Source organism: Actinoallomurus soli (assembly GCF_024055715.1).
Taxonomy (GTDB): Bacteria; Actinomycetota; Actinomycetes; order Streptosporangiales; family Streptosporangiaceae; genus Actinoallomurus; species Actinoallomurus soli.
In genome coordinates this window covers 73528-88040 of sequence record NZ_JAMXMV010000023.1, presented here as the reverse complement: position 1 = coordinate 88040, position 14513 = coordinate 73528, and the positions used below count along the sequence as shown (strand labels likewise).

General features: G+C 69.4%; 12 protein-coding genes. 4 read left to right on the top strand and 8 right to left on the bottom strand.

Annotated elements, in window-relative coordinates; genetic code table 11:
• Positions 1-301 precede the first annotated feature (301 nt).
• A complete protein-coding gene (locus NDW01_RS36010) occupies positions 302-1846 on the top strand; it encodes an MFS transporter (protein ID WP_308211853.1) in 1545 nt (514 codons plus the stop codon).
• On the opposite strand, the gene NDW01_RS36005 is transcribed toward NDW01_RS36010, so the two are convergent.
• The 3 genes from NDW01_RS36005 to NDW01_RS35995 form a co-directional block, all read right to left on the bottom strand.
• Positions 1795-2388, bottom strand: coding sequence for a hypothetical protein (locus NDW01_RS36005; protein ID WP_252828826.1), 594 nt, complete (start codon positions 2386-2388; stop codon positions 1795-1797). The genes NDW01_RS36010 and NDW01_RS36005 overlap by 52 nt on opposite strands.
• Positions 2389-2433: 45 nt before the next feature.
• Complete coding sequence (locus NDW01_RS36000; RefSeq protein WP_252828825.1) at positions 2434-4464, bottom strand: tetratricopeptide repeat protein; 2031 nt, start codon at positions 4462-4464, stop codon at positions 2434-2436.
• A gap of 80 nt (positions 4465-4544) precedes the next feature.
• On the bottom strand, positions 4545-4715 hold the full coding sequence (locus NDW01_RS35995) for a hypothetical protein (RefSeq protein WP_252828824.1): 171 nt from the start codon (positions 4713-4715) through the stop codon (positions 4545-4547).
• A gap of 265 nt (positions 4716-4980) precedes the next feature.
• Here NDW01_RS35995 and fxsT point away from each other — a divergent pair, with 265 nt between their 5' ends.
• Positions 4981-7551, top strand: a complete 2571-nt coding sequence (gene fxsT / locus NDW01_RS35990; RefSeq protein ID WP_252828823.1) for an FxSxx-COOH system tetratricopeptide repeat protein — start codon at positions 4981-4983, stop codon at positions 7549-7551.
• Positions 7552-7577: 26 nt separating this feature from the next.
• Here fxsT and NDW01_RS35985 read toward each other — a convergent pair whose 3' ends face one another.
• From NDW01_RS35985 to NDW01_RS35975, 3 genes are all read right to left on the bottom strand, one after another.
• Entirely contained in the window at positions 7578-8921 is a 1344-nt protein-coding gene (locus tag NDW01_RS35985) for an HEXXH motif domain-containing protein (protein WP_252828822.1), read from the bottom strand.
• Entirely contained in the window at positions 8908-10194 is a 1287-nt protein-coding gene (locus tag NDW01_RS35980) for an FxsB family cyclophane-forming radical SAM/SPASM peptide maturase (RefSeq protein ID WP_406567794.1), read from the bottom strand. Before NDW01_RS35980 ends, NDW01_RS35985 begins: the two co-directional genes overlap by 14 nt.
• Positions 10195-10443: 249 nt before the next feature.
• On the bottom strand, positions 10444-10728 hold the full coding sequence (locus tag NDW01_RS35975) for a hypothetical protein (RefSeq protein ID WP_252828821.1): 285 nt from the start codon (positions 10726-10728) through the stop codon (positions 10444-10446).
• Between the two features lie 169 nt (positions 10729-10897).
• Here NDW01_RS35975 and NDW01_RS35970 point away from each other — a divergent pair, with 169 nt between their 5' ends.
• Positions 10898-11545 carry a class I SAM-dependent methyltransferase gene (locus NDW01_RS35970; protein WP_252828820.1) on the top strand — a complete coding sequence of 216 codons (648 nt, stop codon included), beginning with the start codon at positions 10898-10900 and terminating at the stop codon, positions 11543-11545.
• Between the two features lie 41 nt (positions 11546-11586).
• On the opposite strand, the gene NDW01_RS44555 is transcribed toward NDW01_RS35970, so the two are convergent.
• Entirely contained in the window at positions 11587-11694 is a 108-nt protein-coding gene (locus tag NDW01_RS44555; RefSeq protein WP_406567793.1) for a DUF397 domain-containing protein, read from the bottom strand.
• Positions 11695-11699: 5 nt separating this feature from the next.
• Complete coding sequence (locus tag NDW01_RS35965) at positions 11700-12596, bottom strand: helix-turn-helix domain-containing protein (RefSeq protein ID WP_252828819.1); 897 nt, start codon at positions 12594-12596, stop codon at positions 11700-11702.
• A gap of 551 nt (positions 12597-13147) precedes the next feature.
• Here NDW01_RS35965 and NDW01_RS35960 point away from each other — a divergent pair.
• On the top strand, positions 13148-14506 hold the full coding sequence (locus tag NDW01_RS35960) for a serine hydrolase domain-containing protein (RefSeq protein ID WP_252828818.1): 1359 nt from the start codon (positions 13148-13150) through the stop codon (positions 14504-14506).
• Positions 14507-14513: the final 7 nt, after the last annotated feature.

Below are 14513 nucleotides of genomic sequence, written 5' to 3'. Positions count from 1 at the left end.
CATCGGTACGTAAACGTCCTGCGCGTGAACTGTGGAAACGCGTGTGGCGGCGCGATGAGCCCGCACCATCTGGGTACGAGCACTAAGTCTCGACACGTCAGGCCATAGGGCGTTCCCGCTGTTCGGGCGCGAAAGGATGACCCCGGATGCGTTACCCGGCGGAGGTCGGGGCGGCGGGTAATGCCCTTCATCCGAAAACGGAGGTCAGGATCGTCACGTCCGTGTACTTTTAAGTCCCTGCGGACTGGCTGCGACGGTGGCCCGAGACGCGAACAGCGAGACTCGCACCAGATGAATACCGGTGCGGGTCTCAATCGTTTCGACCACCCGGCGTGGTGGCCGCAGTCACAGGGGAAGCGCACAAGTGCCAACTTCGTCCGCCACTGCCGGTTTCCGGCCACCCCTCTCGAGGTGGCGTGGCTCCTCCGGGTGGCGCCGAGAGTTCGGGCTGCTTTGGAGCGGGACGGCGGTGTCCCTTCTCGGGGGAGAGGTCGCCACCATCGCGATGCCGCTTCTCGCGCTGTCGCTTGGCGGCTCCCTGGTCTTCGCGGGCTGGCTCGCCGCGGCCGGCACCCTGCCACAGGTTCTGCTGCACGTCCCCGCCGGAGCGCTGGTCGACCGTCTCGACCGCCGCCGGACCATGCTGGTCGTCCAGGCCGTCCGTGGCACGACGGCCGTCGCCACCGCTCTGCTGCTGGCGTGCGGGCTCATGCCGCGTTCGCTGCTCATCGTCACCGCGGTGGTCAATGGGGCCTGCGTGACCTTTTTCAGCGTGGCCGAGGTGAGCGCCGTGCCGCTCGTCGTGCCCGAGGATCGTTTGGCCAAAGGCATGGGCCGGAACGAGGCGCGCAGTCATGCCGCCGTTCTGCTCGGCCGGCTGATGGGCGGGTTGCTCTTTGGGTTGTGGCGTTTCGTGCCCCTACTGGCGGACTTCGTGGCGTGCCTGGTGTCGTGCGCATTGCTGCGAAAGATGCGCGTGTCGCTGAAAACGCGGGATGACGGGGCACATGACGACCGGATGACCAAAGGTCTGGTCTGGCTGTGGAAGGACCGGTTCCTGCTGTGCACGGTTCTGGTGGCCGCTTCGACCAACCTTCTGTTCCAGGTCGTCATTCTGGTGCTGGTGGCGAGGCTTGAGGGCGGACACCCGGGCCCGACGAATATCGGCGCCGTGTCGGCATTGAATATCGGTGTCGTGCTGGCGGCCTCCGGATGCGGCGGTTTTCTGGGGGCTTTTGTGGCGCCGAGGCTGCTGAAGCGAAGATTCGCGTCAGGATCCGGGCTGTCACGCGCGGTCATCGCCTGCGTCTGGGGTTGGACCGTTCTGCTGCTGATCATCGCCGTCTCGCCCTATCCGCTGTTCTGGTTCATCGCCTGGGGCGGTGTCGGGTTCATCGGCGCGCACATGAACGTCATCCTGACCACATACACGGGTGGGAACACTCCGCACTGGCTGCTGGGCCGGGTGTCCGGCGCGCAACGCTTCATCGTGCTCGGCGCCGTCCCGCTGGGCACGGCCAGCGCCGGACACGCAATCGCGATCATGGGTCCGCAGGCGACGGCGTGGTCCGTCGCCTTCGTCATGATGGCCCTGGCGGCCGTCGTCCTCCTCGTCCGTCTCCGTCCCGCCCTGCTCCTCGGCCGTCTCCGTCCCGCCCCGCGCCGGAGGAACCGTCCGAAGGAGGCGCCCGCGCACCGGGAGCCGGTCGCCGCCCAACAGGGCCCTGCTTCGCCGCACAGCCCTGCTTCGCCGCACAGCCCTGCGGCTCCTCAGCCGGGCCCGGCCCCGGACGATCAGGAGGGGGAGCCCGATCCGCTGGGCTGCCCGGCCGGCGCGCCCGGGTGAGGGCCGGGGGCCTGCGCCCGGCCGTCGGACCGCACGGCCGAGCTCAGCGCGTCCAGGATGCCGTCCACGCGTCTCTCCAGCTCGTCGGGGTCGTCGGTGGTGCTTCCCATGGAGCGGACGTGGCGGTAGGCGTCGGCGAGTGTGGTGCGCAGGCGGTGGATCTCGGCCATGGCGGCAGAGTCCTCGCCGACCATCGTCTGCAGCGTCTTGATGGCCACCTTGGCGTCGATGTACTCGCCCTGAGCCTGGCGCTGGCGCGCCAGCAGCTCGCTCTCGTCGCGCGCGATCTTGTTCCGGTACATGTGCAGGCAGAGGACCACGGTCTGGGTCAGGCGGTACGCGGCGGCGTCGGTGTCCTTGACCGCCCGGCGGAGGCGCCGCTCGCGGTCGGCGCTGCGCTCGGCCTCGCGTTCGTCCCGGATGCGCCGTAGCTCGTGGGCGGCGCGACGGCTCTCGCCGAGGATCTGCCAGCCGGCCCCTAACGCGGCGCCGATGGCCGTGGACGTACCGGTGAATAGGGAGACCCAAGCGGCATCGTTCATGCCGCCAGGATGCGGGATGTGGAAGGGGAGGGACAGTGGCAACAGTCACATTCTGTGCAGGAGCCGGTGCGCCTCCTCCATGAGCCGGTGGGCCTCCACCTCCTGGTGCGGGGGAAGCGGCGGGTCGGTGGCGTCCACGGCGCGTGAGGCCAGCTCGGTGGCGGTCCGGGCGTCTCCTTCGATCAGTCGCACCTGGGCCGCGCGGAAGAGCACCGGACCGCTGTGCCGCTCTCTCCGCAGAACCTTGTCGAGTTCGGCGCTGGCCTCTTCGGCCTCCTCCCGGCGGGCCGAGTCGCGCTGGGAGAGCCGGGCGAGGGCCAGGGCGCGGGCCGCCAGCGCCGACGGGCGCAGGTGTGAGCCGACGCGCTCCAGATCGCGTATCGCCGACTCGGCCTCTCCCATGTCGGCCAGGATCTCTCCCCGGGTCCGCAGCGCCTCGGCTCGGTCGCCGTCGCGCTTGAGGACGCCGCTGAGGACCGCCAACGCGGCCTGCTTCTGCCCGGTGTGCCACAGTGCCCGGGCGAGCTCCGTCTGGATGCGCGGGTCGCCGGGTACGCGGTTCGACGCGGCGCTCAGCTTCTCGACGGCGGCGCCCTGGTCGCCCATGCTCAGCTTGAGCATGCCGACGGCGGCGAGCAGCCACCCGACGTTCTCGGTGAGCCCGAGGGCGGCGAACATGCTCGCCGCCTCGTCGTAACGTTCGGCGGCGTCGCTGAGGCAGCCTTCCTGGAGCGCCACGTTCCCGAGGAACGACAGCGCCTTGGCGCGGGCCCGCAGATCGGTCTCGGGATACGCGCGGAGTGCGTCGGAGGCATGGCGTTCGGCCAGATCGGTCTCGCCGGTCGACAGGGCGATCTCAGCGGCGTGCATGAGCGCCGTCGGCTCGGACCGGCGCGCCGGCCACCGGGCCTTGCCCAGCCGCCAGAGCGCCTGGGCGAGTCCGGGGTGCTGGAGCTCGAACGTCCGGAAGCCGTCGGACCGGGCTCTGATCAGGTGCCGGTCCTCCAGGGCCTTCAGCACAGAGTCGGCCAGAACGATCCGGTAGTGCCCGGCGTCGGCGCCGTGCTGCGGCTCGAGGATGTTCTGCCGCAGCCACTCCAGCAGGATCGCCGGGGGCGGGCCGTGGTCGGCCGCCACGGCCGCCAGGGTGCGCCGGCAGAAGTCGGCCAGGACCCGGTCGAGGTTCGGGGCCAGACGCGGGGAGACGGTGTCGGCTCCGCCGGGCAGGTCGTCCCACAGCCTGCGGCACAGGACCTGCAGGAGGACCGGCTCCACGGCCGGGCTCGCGCCCGGTGACGCGATGGTCTGCAGGTCGTCGACGAGCCACTCGGCCGTCTCACCGTCACACGAGCGTCCTGCCACCGCCATCGGGCCGATCACCGCTTCGAGCGCGCCGCCGCGGTCGAGCGGCCGCAGCAGGAAGGGCGGTGCGGACTCGCCGCCCAGCTCCTTGGCCAGGTGCAGGACGTCGTCCTGGTGCTCCTCGCGGGCCGAGAGGAGCAGATGTGTACGCGGGAGCGCCTCCATCGCCTCGCGCAGTTCCTCGACGAGGCGTAACCGGGGGCGGGGGTCGCTCCTGCGGTAGAGGCGCTCGACCTGGTCGATGGCCACGAGGAAGGGTGTGCGCCGTCGCCGGCGGTCGGTCTCCTGCCGGCGGTGGAGGAACTCGGTGATCGACAGCGGTGAGACGCGGGTGGGCGACTCGTCCGGCCACCAGGACGCCAGGAGGGCGGGCGTGTACGGGTTCCGCTCCGGCAGGGCCGCCATGGGGAACCACTCCGAGCCGTGCGAGATGCGTCCGACCGGCAGGAGGCCGACGGATTTCGCACGCAAGAGGGGAACGACCCCCGCCGAGAGGACCGAGGTCTTTCCGCATCCGGAAGGTCCGAGGAGAATCGTGAGACGCTTGCTCAGCCAGAGCTCCGCGATCTCCTCGGCCTCGGAACTCCTCCCGAAGAACACCGCGTGGTCGTCTTCGGTGAAAGGTCGCTCTCCCACATAGGGACCGTGCTCGGGATCGCTTGATCCGTACGCGGCGTCCATGGCACCGCCGGGGTTCGAACGCCTTTCATCCATGCCGAGCCTTCCTCGCAGGACCTCCAAAGCGTACGTCGGTCAGCGGCCCATGGTGAGGGGTTCCACGGATCCGGTCAGAGTCACACGATCGCGTTGAATCCGGCGACGGCGATGTCGATCTCCTCGTTCCCCTGGGTCAGGAGATCGTTCAGCTCGTCACCGAGCACGGTGGCGTCGAGATCACCGAGCTCGAGCAGGGAGAACTCGGAGAGATCGATGAGAGAGCCCGGGAAATCCAGGTCTTCGCGCATGTGCGCTCACCTCCGCTCGGCGATGACCGCCGACCGACGCTAGGGCCTTCAGTATCGCTGCTTCGCGGCGGTCTGAACATGACCAGTTCGCGCCACTTTTCTTCGGACGCTCATAATCGGAATTTTAGTATGACCAAAGTCTGATCACTTCATCATCGACGGCATCAGGTGGGGAAGCGGCATCAGGAGACGCTCGCCCAGCGATCGATTTCCGGCTTAGGATGTTCGCACTAATTCGGTGAATCAGTGGAGTGGAGGCGCTACCGTGACGGAATCGGCGCTCTCACCGCAGTCGTTGGGGCGTGCCCCTAAAATTTGGGAGAACGTCCCATCGCGTAACAGGAACTTCACCGGCCGCGAGGAGCTGCTCGACAGGCTCCGCGCCAGCATCACCGGTGAGATCACCGCCGTGGTGTCCCGGTTTCAGCCGGGAGCCGAGCCGCACGCCCTTCACGGGCTGGGGGGCGTCGGCAAGACCATGCTGGCGGTGGAGTACGCCCACCGCTATCGGTCCGCCTACGACCTGGTCTGGTGGATTCCGTCCGACCAGCCGGTCCTGGTGCGGTCCTCGCTGGCGGGTCTGGCCCCGCACCTCGGGTTGCCGCCCGCCACCGCGACCGGCATCGAGGACGCGGCCAAGGCGGTGCTCAACGCGCTGCGTCTCGGCGAGCCTTACAGCAACTGGCTGCTCATCTTCGACAACGCGGACGAGCCCGAGGACATCCGTGAGGTGATCCCCTCCGAGGGGCCCGGCCACGTACTGATCACCTCGCGCAACCCACGCTGGGACGCGGAGGCGGAGGCGATCCAGATCGATGTCTTCGCGCGCGAAGAGAGTGTGGAGTTCCTGCTCAAACGCGTCCCGCGCGGGGCCATCACGAAGAAAGAGGCCGCCGAGCTGGCCCACGAGCTGGGTGACCTCCCGCTGGCCCTCGAACAGGCGGGCGCGCTGCAGGCTCAGACGGGCATGCCGGTGGAGCAGTATCTCCAGCAGTTGAAAGAGCGCACCGCCGAGCTGCTGTCGGAGGGAAAACCGACCGAGTATCCGGCGTCGATGACCGCCGCCTGGGGCCTGTCGGTCGCCAGTCTCAAGGGCCGGCTGCCCGAAGCCGAGGAGCTGCTCCGCTGCTGTGCGTTCTTCAGTCCGGAGCCGATTCCGCGTGCGGCCTTCAGCCGAACCTCGGCGGGGATCAGCGACAGGCTGGTCGCGCTGCTGCGGGATCCCATCGAACTCGGCCGGGCCATCGGCGAGCTCAACCGGTTCGCACTGGTCCGCGTCGACCATGCGGCCCGCACTCTCCAGGTTCACCGGCTCATCCAGGCTCTGGTGCGCAGCGAGCTGACCGAGAACGAACGCACCAGATACCGCGCCGACGTCCACCAGCTCCTCTTGGCGGCCACGCCGGAGGCGCCCGATGTGACCGACAACTGGCCGCAGTACGCGGGACTGCTGGCCCACGTCGTCTCGTCCGACGTCGCCATGGAGGCCGACCCGGAACTGCGCACGCTGATCCTGAAGTACGTCCGTTACCTCTACGCCTCCGGTGACTACCGGTCGGCGGCTTTGATCGTCCAAGGACTCGAGAGCAGCTGGGAGAGGAAGGGCGGCGACGACCTGGCGTTGTTCGAGGCGCGCCGCCATCACGCCATCATCGTGCGTGAGCTCGGCCGCTACGCGGAGGCGTACCGGATCAACCAGGAGACGCTCACCCGGATGAACCGGATCGACAGCGACGATCCGAAGTTCCAGGAGTCGCATCTGTCCCTGGTCAACAGCATCGGCGCCGATCTCCGAGCGCGCGGTGACTTCCGCCAGGCCCGCGCGCACGACGATGATTCCCGGCAGCGGCACGAGAAGACATTCGGCCCCGACGACCCGCGTACGCTCCGCGTGCTCTCCAACCTGGCGGTGGACTACGGACTGGTCAGCGACTATCCCCGGTCACGCGAGCTGCACAACCAGGTCTACCAGAAGGTGCTGAGGCAGGGGGGCGCCACGGCGGGGCAGGGCTTCATCGTGTCGTCCTGGGGCGGACTCGCCCGTGCCGTACGGCTGTGCGGGCAGTACCAGATCGCCTGCGACGTGGGGGAGGAGGCGCACGCCCACGGCGTCAAGGAGCTCGGAGCGGACCACCCGTGGGCACTGCGGACCACGAAGGACTTCTCCATCGCCCTGCGGCGCGCCGGGCAGTACGACCGGGCGCTCGAGGTGGCCCGCGACATCGACGCTCGGTACGTCCGGCTGTACGGGCGCGCCCACCCCGACTCCCTGGCCTCGGCGATGTGCCTTGCCAACATCCTGCGGACCGTCGGTCAGATCACGGAGGCCTACGAGCTCGCAGCCGAGACGCTGCGTCTCTACCCCGACATCTACGGCCCGGAGCATCCCTACCACTACGGATGCATGGGGAACCTCGCGATCCTGGAACGCGTCCGCGACAAGAACGTGGAACGCGCCCGGCAGCTCAACGAGACGGCGCTGGAGGGGCTGGAGAAGAAGCTGGAGCGGAATCACCACTACTCCCTCACCGTCGCCGTGAACCTCGCCACGGACCTGGCCGCGCTCGGTGACCTGAAGTCGGCCATCAACCTCGGCCGCGGCACGTTGCGGCGGCTGCGCACGGTGCTGGGAGAGAACCACCCGGCGACCCTCGCCTGCGCCGCCAACCTCTCGGCCGACCTGCAGAAGGACGGCGCCGAGGAGGAGGCGGCCGAGCTCTTCGAGAAGACTCTCGACGGCTACGACGGCCTGCTGATGGGTCCGGACCATCCCGACATCGAGGCCGCGATGGCCCGCCGGCACCTCGACCTCGACTTCGACCCGCCGCCCATCTGATCGGTACGCCCGCGGGCCCCTGGGCCTCAGCGGGCGGGAGCGCCGACCCCGGGAGGTTCGCCGTGCTGCGCCTGCCAGCGCGCCCGGTGCTCCCGGGCGGCGGTCCGCGCGCGGTCGAGTGCGGCCACCGGAACCGGCTCGCGGCACCACCGGCTCAGCGTGCGGCTGGTCTCGGCGACGAACAGCTCACCCTCCTCGGTGAGCCTCCCGCTCGCCCGCAGGACGCGGGCGCCCAGTGCCGCCGCGTCCCGCCAGCGCGAGAACTCGCTGTGTGCGCGGAAGGCGACGTGACCGTCCTCGTGGGCGCGCTGCCGGCGCCAGTAACCGGCCACGCCCAGGTGCGCGTACACGCCGTGCAGCAGTCCGGACGCCGGGCGCGGGTCGTCCCGCCACGGCGCGTAGTAACGACTGCCGTCATCGGGCTCGACCAACGACACGATGTCCGTCAGCGCGCCGAGTTTCGCGTGCTGAATCTCGTGGGCGAAGGCCACGGCCAGCGAGTGGTCGTCCCACGGGTACGAGATGCCGATGCAGCCGAAGCTTTGCAGCGCCGTCGCGCTCGTGTGCTCGTCCGGCCGGGCGAGAAGCGGCGTGGCGACCGAGAGCGCCGCGGCGACCTCTTCGGCGGCCGTCCAGTGGTGGCGTACGAGCAGTCGCCAGGCCCGGCGCAGCGCGGCCTCCCAGGTCTCCAGCTCGGCGGCGTCCACCCGGGACGGGGACACGCCGGCGCCGGCCAGGCGGTACGGGTCGATGTCGTCGAGCAGGAGGCGAAGGGCCATGCCGTGATACTCGGCGTGCAGCCGCCGCAGCCCCTGCCAGCCGGGACCGTCGCGATGCGGATCGAGGGGGACGTCGACCGACGGCGCGGCGCCGGTGTTCCGGCCCGCGGTGGCGACCGTGATCCGCGCGCGGCCGGAGCCGGCGCCCGGCTGCACGATCGCCGTCCCCTCCTGGACGGGGAGGACCGCCCGGCCCAGCGAAGGGAGGACGACCGTGCCCGCCCGGATCGGCACCCGTACGGGACGAGGGTGGCGCGCGTGGACCGCGGCGGAGGCCGCGAGGACCGTCAACCCGTCCGCGTCGGCCGGCCCCATCGTGGCCGTACGGGCCCACGCGCCGGCCGTGGGATAGCGCAGCACCACGTCCACGGCATCGGGTGAACGTTCCTGGATCTCGGCCAGCAGCGCGTAGGCGCGCCGGGCTCGGCGCGCTCGTTCGGGCTCCCCGCTCATGGCCCGATCCCGGACCGCGCGCAGGAGGAGCAGGCGTTTGCTGTACTGGGCGGCCTGGAGATGGCCGATCGCGAACGCGCCGCCGCCCCCGGCCGCGAGTGCGAAGAACACCTTGCCCGGCAGTTCATGACGTCTCATCGGTGCCCCTCCCGGATGCCGTTGTGTCCTTGTTCGCGGCCTCGCGATGCCGGCGCAGGTCGCGGGAGACCGCCTCGCGGATGTGGGAGATGAGGCGGAAGAGGTCTCGGCAGTAGACCGAGGGATTGGCGAAGCCGCTGCCCGCCCGGTACCGGTGGGCGTACAGGCCGCCACCGCACACCTTGTGGATCGGGCAGGCCCGGCAGGTGTCCGAGAGCGCCCGTTCGCCGATCTGCCGTGTCACGACCGACGGCAGCGTCAGCACGGTGCCGAAGTCGTCCCGGTCGATGTGCAGGCCGGTGGCGGCGGCGCCGTCGTACGCCGCCTTGAGCGTGTCGACCTGCTCGATGGATCCGTCGGTCTCCACCACGACGAGGGCCACCGGGGAGAGCCCGACGGCCTCGGTACGGGAGGGCCGGCCGAACAGCAGCCGGATGATCTCGCTGAACAGCCGCACCCGCGTCTCGCGGACCGGGTTGTGCCACCAGCGGTCGAAGACCTGCACCAGCCAGTCCCCGTACGGGGTGGCGAGGTCGTCGGGACGCCTGCCGGGCGGAGGCGTGTCCCAGGTCCCGTGCGGCAGCAGGAAGTCGACGACCGGCGGCTCGAACGACACGAGTGCCTCATAGGTCGCGACCGGGTCGTTGCGCAGGTCGATCGTGCAGAGCAGCCCCGCGAACAGGTCGCGGTACGCGGGCGCGGTGAGCCGCCGCAGTCCCTCCCCGACCTCGCCGTGGCTGCCGCGCCCGTCGGCGTGCCGCCGGTGCAGATCGTGTCCTGCCGCATCGCCGTCCAGGCTCACTCCCACCCGCACGTCGAGCTCGGTGAACAGCCGCAGGAACGTCTCATCGAGCAGGACCCCGTTGGTCTGGACGCGGGCGTCCACGGCGACGCCGGGGCCGCAGGCCGTGCGCACCGAGGTCACCGCGCGGCGCACGAGATCCGGACCGGCCAGCAGCGGCTCGCCGCCGTGCAGGACCAGCTGGACGCGGTCGAGGCCGTGAGCGCGGGTGTGTTCGGCGATGCGGGCGGCCGCGCGGTCGATGACGGCCGGCGTCATGCGCAGCGGCCTGGACCGCCACCCCTGGTCCGCCATCTCGTACATGTAGCAGTAGTCGCAGGCCAGGTTGCAGCGACTGTGGATCTTGAGGACGAACTGGCGGAACGGTACGGGACGCCACCCGTCCCGGCGCAGCGCCTCCAGGTCCGGAACGATGGACCGCTCCGGCCCGCCGGTGAGTTCCCCCGCCCCGGCTCCGACATCGATCGCCACGCCGATCAACTCCCCGGGTAAGTTCGAGCGCGGCACGCGCAAGGAGGCTGGCAATTTGAGAGTAATATCGTCTTATCTTCCGCGCACCTGCTCATCCGTGACGATCTTCGAACTGGCCCGTTCCGGCCGTGCGTAAACACCGCTTCGCGGACGTGCGACGAGAATTGGCCGTTCCGCAATCGATTTACGGTTACCGGCGCCTGCCCGACCCTCTATCGGCAATGTTTCAAATGACGCAGGCGAGCCCGGTCAGGAGTGCCCCGAGAGCCGGTCACCGGGGATGGCCCGGCGTACCGCCGCGAGTGCCTCCGGGGTGCGGGCGGCGGCCCATAGCCATGCGCGGCCATCGTCACGGATGAGCACGTCGGGACCCCAGAACCATCGCATCGGCGGTCCTTGCGGGTCCGCCCACATCGGGTAGTCGGGTATCGCCAGCCGGGTGTAGTGGTGTGCCAGGAGTTCGAGGGCATCCGTGTCGGATTCCCGGTTGTCCTGGTGCCCGTGGTCACCGAGCAGGTATTCGGTCAGCACCATCTCGATCCACGCCAGGGAGAACCGGCCGAGGAATTGCCTTCACGGTTCAGGAGCCCCGCACGAGGCGTCGCTCTGAAAAATGACCGGCGGGTCGGCCGTCCGCAGGTCCTCCATCGGGAGGGGCCACCGGCGGTGGCCGGTGCGCCGTCGTCGGGTGATGATGCGGGACATGACCGATGAGGTGCTGGCCGATCAGGTCGATTACTACCGTCGCCGGGCGAGCGAGTACGACGTGACGGCGTACGGGGACGTCGCGGCGGCTCGTGAGCGCATCGCGCGGCTGGTCGCGCAGATGAGTCCGCGCCGACGAGTGCTGGAGATCGCCTGCGGAACCGGCCTGTGGACGGAGGCGCTCGCGGGCGCGGCCGACGTGGTCGTGGCGATCGACGCGGCACCCGAGGCGGTGGCCATCGCTCGTGACCGGGTGAGGTCGGGGAACGTCACGTTCGAGGTCGCCGACGTGTTCTCGTGGACGACGGACGACCGGTTCGATGCGATCTTCTTCTCGGCCTGGCTCTCCCATGTGCCGACGAGCCGGTTCGAGGAGTTCTGGCGGCTGCTGCGGCGTCTCCTGACGGAGGACGGACGGGTGCTGTTCATCGACGAGCACGTCGATGTCCGGGAGAAGGAGAGCTACGTCCCGGGCGCCGGCGAGATCGTCGAACGGCGGCTGCGCGACGGCGAGACGTACCGGATCGTGAAGAACTTCGTCGACCCCCGTGAGTTGCAGGACCGGCTACGGGACCTGGGATGGGACTGCCGGATTCACCGGGACGGCGACGACTGGATCCGCGGCGAGGCGCGTCCGGTCCAGTAGCTCGGCTGAGCCCTCAGGCGCGGGCCTTCCGCCGGGCGTGGTCAGGCGCCGCGCCGATCATGGTCATCGAGCACCGTCACCTCAACGCACTGGCCACCGTCGTGCCCGCTCCGAGTGCTTTTCTTCCAGTTCAGCGAGGGCGAGTTCATGGATGTCACGTCCCTTCGATCAGGGACCGGATCAGGTCGACCGATGCATCTGCAGACAAGGCGGCGGACCTGACCAAGTCGAACTCCACTCTAAGTACTTCAATCGACTTCCGCTGTTCGATCAGTACGCCTTGGCCTCTAACGGCCTCGGCGTACCCCAAGTCGGGCGCTTCATCGAAGCTGAAGACCGTGAGGCCGCCTGACGGATAGACCGCCGCGTTGTCCGGTAGGACGTGGATGGTGATGTTCGGACGCTCGGCTAGTTCGAGGAGCCGCGCGTACTGGTCCCGCATGATGTCGGGATTGCCGACGATGCGCCGGAGCGCGAACTCGGAGATGACGAAGACCATCCACGGCGGCTCCTCGCGCTGGAGGATCTCCTGGCGGGCGAGCCGGGCGGCGACGAGTTGCTCCAGTTTGTCGTCCGGCTGCCCGGCGCGCAGGACCTCGCGGGCGTACGCCTCGGTCTGGAGGAGGCCGGGAATCATCAGTGGGTCGAAGAGGCGGACGGAGGCCGCGCGGGCTTCGGCGGCGACGTAGTCGCGGAACCAGCTCGGGGTCTGTTCGCGGCGGACGTGCCACCAGAGTTCTTCGAAGTATGCGTCGAGGCCGAAGAGCTCGTCGAAGCCCTTGGACATCTCCGGGGTGGTCGGCCGTTTGGCGGTCTCGATGTGACCGATCATCTGGCCGGTAACCCCGAATCGTGCTCCTAATGCGTCTTGGGAGAGATTGGCCTTTTTCCGGTAATACCGGAGGCGATAGCCGTACTGCGCGATCGCCGATACGCGCGGGTCGAGTTCTCGTTCCCGTCCCATCGATTCGACCTCTCGTGTGGGGGTTTGGATCTGGTGGCAGTGAAGCCGTATCGACGGTAAACGCCGCGTGACACGCTGAGAAAGCAATCCCTTAAGCGACCTGCGAGAGGTAGGAGAAATCGTCGACCGCGGAGGAAGTCTCGTGACCGAATCGCGTTTTCCGTATGAGATATCTCCCCCCGAAAACGGCGGCAAAGCCCTGTTTGAAGGCAACTGGGTCGGTGGTCGTCTTCCCGGCGTGTCCGGCCAGCGGCCACCTCGTCCCTCCTGAGGGGGCAGCCGCCAACGCCACAGGCCATCACGGAGGGGAAATGAGCGTGCAGCGACGCCCGGCTGAGCTCCACTCCACCTGGTCGAATCCGGTGGCCGGAGTCGCGAGATCGCAAGGCCGACCTGAGGGCGTCGGCCTTCGCCGCCATCGTGCGGAGAACCTCCGACATCGGATTCGATGCCGCTTCTGTCCGGATTCTGTTACACAACACGGCCACCTGATCCTCGAGTCGGCGCCAAGTCTCACCTCTCGCTGTTTCACCAGACCGGCGGAGGGGACGACGTCAGCGCATTAGGCGGCATGGACTAAGCCTGAATGGGGGCGATTGCCGCCGCCGACATGGTCAATGCCTGAAGGCGGTCGAGCAATGGGATTTCCGAAGAGCATGGCGATCGTCATGTCCGGTTCGGCCCTCGTCGGCGGTGTCCTCTTCTCCACGGGCGCGTCTCCCCGAGCCGGCGCCGCGGTGGGAGTGGCCGAGGCGGCCGTTCCCGACGACGGTTGTTGCGGGCCCCACGGCGGCCGGTCGAGCACCCGCGACGTCAACCGGAACCAGCACCGGGAACGGCTCGCCACCGACATCCGGAACGGCAACTCCAACATCGGCTACGGCCATGCGCAGCAACAGGGGCACGGTGCGCAGAGTTCCGGCGCCACCTCCTCCGCGGCGTCGGCTCCCGAACCGCCGCCCGCCGCACCGCCGGGTGCCCCGACCGCCGCGATGCGGTCGTACCTGCGGGATCTGGCCGAGAACACCGGGTTCACCGGGTCGGTGCTGGTGGTACGGCGCGGGCGGGTGCTGGCGCGCTTCGCCGCCGGCGAGGCCGACGAGGAACGCCACATTCCCCTCCGGCCGAACACGGTCTTCCGGCTCGCCTCGGTCACCAAGCAGTTCACCGCGATGCTCGTGCTGAAGCTGCGCGACCGCGGGCTGCTCGGCCTGGACGACCCGATCTGCCCGTATCTCGTCCCGGTCTTCATCAACGCCTGCCCGGAGGCGTGGCGGCCCATCACGGTCCGCGAGACCGTCATCCACACCTCGGGCATCCCCGACATCCAGGGACTGCCCGGCTTCTACGACGAGCTCTCGCAACCGACCACGACGCGGAGGCTCATCCAGCGGTTCGTGAACCTGCCGCTGGACTTCCCGCCCGGCACCAGCTGGAAGTACACCAACTCCGGCTTCATCCTGGCCGGGGCGATCATCGAGAGGGTGACGCACCAGCCGTACGGTGCCGTGCTGCGCGACGAGATCACCGGCCCGCTGCACCTCCGGCACACCGGCTACAGCCGAGGAAATCCGCCCCCCGGGTACGCGAAGGGCTACTTCACGGTCGGGTCACCCGCCCCGCCCATCAACGGCTCCCAGGCGTTCGCCGCGACCGGCATCTACTCCACCACCGACGACATCGCCCGCTGGGACCGGTCGTTCGGCGCCCACCTGGTCGCGCCACCCGCCACCGTCGAGGAGGCGCTCACGCCGCAGGCGCCGTGCCCGCCCGGCGGATGCCTCACCCTGCCGTCCAGCGCGTACGCCTTCGGCTGGCTCATCGACCGGCTCGACGGGCACCGGCTCGTGTACCACCCGGGTCTGCTCCAGGGCTACGCCGCGAGCAACATGTACCTGCCCGACGACGACATCGAGGTGGTCGTGCTCAGCAACGTGGAGGACACCGACACCAACGGCATCGCGCGCCACCTCGCCACGCTGGCCCTGGAGTCCTGAGGCGCGT